The organism is uncultured Caballeronia sp. (assembly GCF_964243625.1).
Lineage (GTDB): Bacteria > Pseudomonadota > Gammaproteobacteria > Burkholderiales > Burkholderiaceae > Caballeronia.
This window is the reverse complement of record NZ_CAXTGZ010000697.1, coordinates 1-3,020: the sequence shown is the minus strand read 5'-3', so window position 1 is coordinate 3,020 and position 3,020 is coordinate 1. Positions and strand designations below refer to the sequence as shown.

Sequence of the window (3,020 nt, the reverse complement as noted above, 5' to 3'; positions counted from 1 at the left end):
GTGACCACTCAAGGTCAAACCCTGCACGTACGCGACACATACACGTAGGTGATCGAAGACATGGGCATCTTCGATAGCAGCGAACACTAGTTTCACCCCGGCATACCCAATCTCAGCAGCAAGCTCTTCTGCACTCCTGTGCCGGTCCAGCAAGAGAGGGTGGCAGCCAAAGCTACGAAGCGCCTGGGTGATGTCATTCTCGCCGCTCTTTTGTGACGACAATACACCCACTGTTTGGCCAGCCTGAAGTCCATAATGCATGAGCAGCAGGGGCGACTTGTTGGGCGATAACTGAGATTCGCGCATCTAAGTGCCTTATTCCTTTCTTCCTTCATGATGGAGCCGAAGCGCCCTCAACGCCTTTTGCGGACTGAACCCCGTAGCGTATGCCGTCGCCGACAGCAAGATCAACACGCCTCCTATCATCTGCTCCGTGTTCATCACTTTTCCAAACGCAAGAAAATCGACCAACACTGCAACCAGCGGATAGACAAACCCGAGTACGGCAATGCTGCCTGTTGCCGCCTTCTTGAACGCCCCGTACAACAGTATGTACATAAACGTGGTGTGAAAAAGTCCCAACGCAACAATCGCGAAGACCTGATGACCCGCTGCGGGGAGATCGTGAAAGTTGACGAGCGGTAAGAAGGCGATGGTTCCAATGAACATATGGCAGACTGCAATCACTTCTGGCCGCATTGTCCTGGACAGAGTCTTTGTGAGAAGTGTGGTGACCGCATACAGCATTGCCGCCACTAAAGCGCAACCGACGCCGAGCATATAGGTCGAAGAAGGCTCGTGAGCGCTGGGCTGTGCGAGAACCACCACACCACAAAAAGCTATTGTCAGCCAGAAAACTGCTGATCGAGAAGGCCGCTCTTTTCGAAATAAAAGGCCTGCCAGCACGAGCAAAAACGGCTGAACGTTATATACCACTGTCGTTATACCGACCGACGTCAGACCGTACGCAGTGAAGAGAAAATACCAATTGAATATCAGCGTGAGTGCGCCCAACACAATGTTGGTAGATTGGCTCAAGCTGAGTCGTAGCGATCGGAAAAACCCTTTCATCCAACAGTAAGCGCAAAGGCCGATCGATCCGATTGCGCAACGAAAGAAAACTACGTTGAACGGCTTTTCCCCTGAGAGGATTACAAAATAGCCGATGGTCCCTGCAATAACCATGGCACATAACATATAAATTTTCCCAGCGCGCTCGTCGCGCGCCAGGGCTCTCGCCAATACCTTCGATTCGCTTGGTATCGTCGTCACTTTTGCCGAACCTCAGCCTCAACGTTAACAAGCATGACGTCTCGGTACGAAGTTCCATGCGACGATCCTAACGGCGTTACAGCATGCTTCTTGGTTCGGTCAACAATCAGCGTGTCAAATGGCTTTTGAAGGCGCAAGACATTTGTCGGCTTGCTGTCCATCCCGGAAATTACGCTATCGGCGCCTATGGCATTAGGCGTTAAATCAATCAGATGAATGAGCACCAAGGGTTCGTCGTCGAGATGTAGCCAAACTGGAGAACTGAATGACGCATAACCCTCCTCTGCTCTGTACCGTATAAAATGAACGCTTATATTTAAGATATCCACGCCGGCCCGATGACAATATTTATTGATGTAATGCGCATCGCCCTTAAGGATGTGAAGAAAAACGCTGTCAGTTACCAGTTCGTCACTGATCGGCGCAAAGACGCGGACCCTGCCGCCGTCGGAGTCATTCGCAGAATATGACTGAAAGTAATTCTGATTCTCATTCTTTCGGACCTGCTGCGACGGACGATCATATATAAGCTTGATCATTCCCCGATCACGTACACTCGCGTAAGGATCGGGTCGTAATTGACTCTCGTAAAAATTATGGAACCTAGCGTGACTATGATCGGGCAAACCCTTTTATATACGTTGATCCGGGAATAAACTTGAATCCATCAACAATATTCATTCTGTCTTCCTTATCTAACTATAGGACCGCTTGTCGGCTGCTACCTCACTAAATCTGTTTCCATCTTCAATTGAGGCGGAATTTCACACCTGTTAACGATTCAGGATCTTGCGCGCCACTGATTCGCGTCATCACTTCGTTGAGGACATTCGAGATTCCCCACAGATCGTGGTAAGTACAAAGTCCACTCGCCAACTCACGTTGCAGGTCTGCTTCGCGTTTCTGAATCGCGTTCGGCCATCCACGGTCAGCTCCTGCCCGATGGTGCCAGTCATGCACGACAAGCGATCCTTGAACGATCAGCATTCTCGTTGGCAGATGAATAACAACATGTTCGAGTGCCCAAACCGTCCAGGCAACGGCTAAGTGGGTGCCGCGAAGCCTGTTTGAGGGCGTTGCCCGTCCGCAAAACCGCGCATGACTATTTTTTACGTGCGACGCGCGCACACTTTCACCTTCTTTACGCAAGACCCACGCATGCTCGGTAACCAGGTGAAGTAAGGAGCAAATCTGATAAAGCACCGTAAGCGGGAGCACAATGGAAATGACAAATGTTACCCATCCCGCTCGGCTTGCTTTCTTAGACTCATCTCTTCCTCATTATTATTATGGAATATTTTTTCAAAATTTAATGAATGATGCTTTGATACGCTTGTGTGCATCGCTTTAAGCCGACGCATGACATGAAGCATGCTCCGAAATTAGGTTCGTTAAATCCAACGCGCAGTACTAAGTTCATACCGAGACTCGTTGCTCCCTAATTGTATTCGCAGCAGTAACTATGCTCGCAACAAATCAACATGTGTGTCAAATGTTGTAATAAGCGAACACGCGCCACTTCCAGGAATACCTATCTTGTTTAGGATTTTTCATTTAACGCTGAGATTATTCTTAAATGCGAGCAATAGATCGCCAATCGGATAACTAGGCTGTTCGCTTGCTCCTATGTCGCCGCGGCGATTGCACTCAAATATCCGTATGATGATCACACCCCGGAAATGCCGGATTTAACTCGGATTGAACTGAGGTATTAGTTGAGGACTTGCATTCTGAAGGCTTTCGCAATG

The 3,020-nt window shown here is 49.1% G+C and carries 4 protein-coding genes; all 4 read right to left on the bottom strand.

Going from position 1 to position 3,020, the window contains the following annotated elements:
• A partial coding sequence (locus tag ACFFAR_RS29495) for a hypothetical protein (protein WP_375509044.1) occupies positions 1-306 on the bottom strand: 306 nt, incomplete at its 3' end.
• 9 nt (positions 307-315) lie between these two features.
• A complete protein-coding gene (locus ACFFAR_RS29490) occupies positions 316-1,272 on the bottom strand; it encodes a DMT family transporter (RefSeq protein WP_375509043.1) in 957 nt (318 codons plus the stop codon).
• The gene (locus tag ACFFAR_RS29485) at positions 1,269-1,898 is read right to left on the bottom strand and encodes a 2OG-Fe dioxygenase family protein (protein WP_375509042.1); all 630 of its coding nucleotides are present in this window, start codon (positions 1,896-1,898) and stop codon (positions 1,269-1,271) included. The genes ACFFAR_RS29490 and ACFFAR_RS29485 overlap by 4 nt, the downstream gene beginning before the upstream one ends.
• Positions 1,899-2,019: 121 nt before the next feature.
• Entirely contained in the window at positions 2,020-2,421 is a 402-nt protein-coding gene (locus tag ACFFAR_RS29480; RefSeq protein ID WP_375509045.1) for a hypothetical protein, read from the bottom strand.
• Positions 2,422-3,020 lie beyond the last annotated feature (599 nt).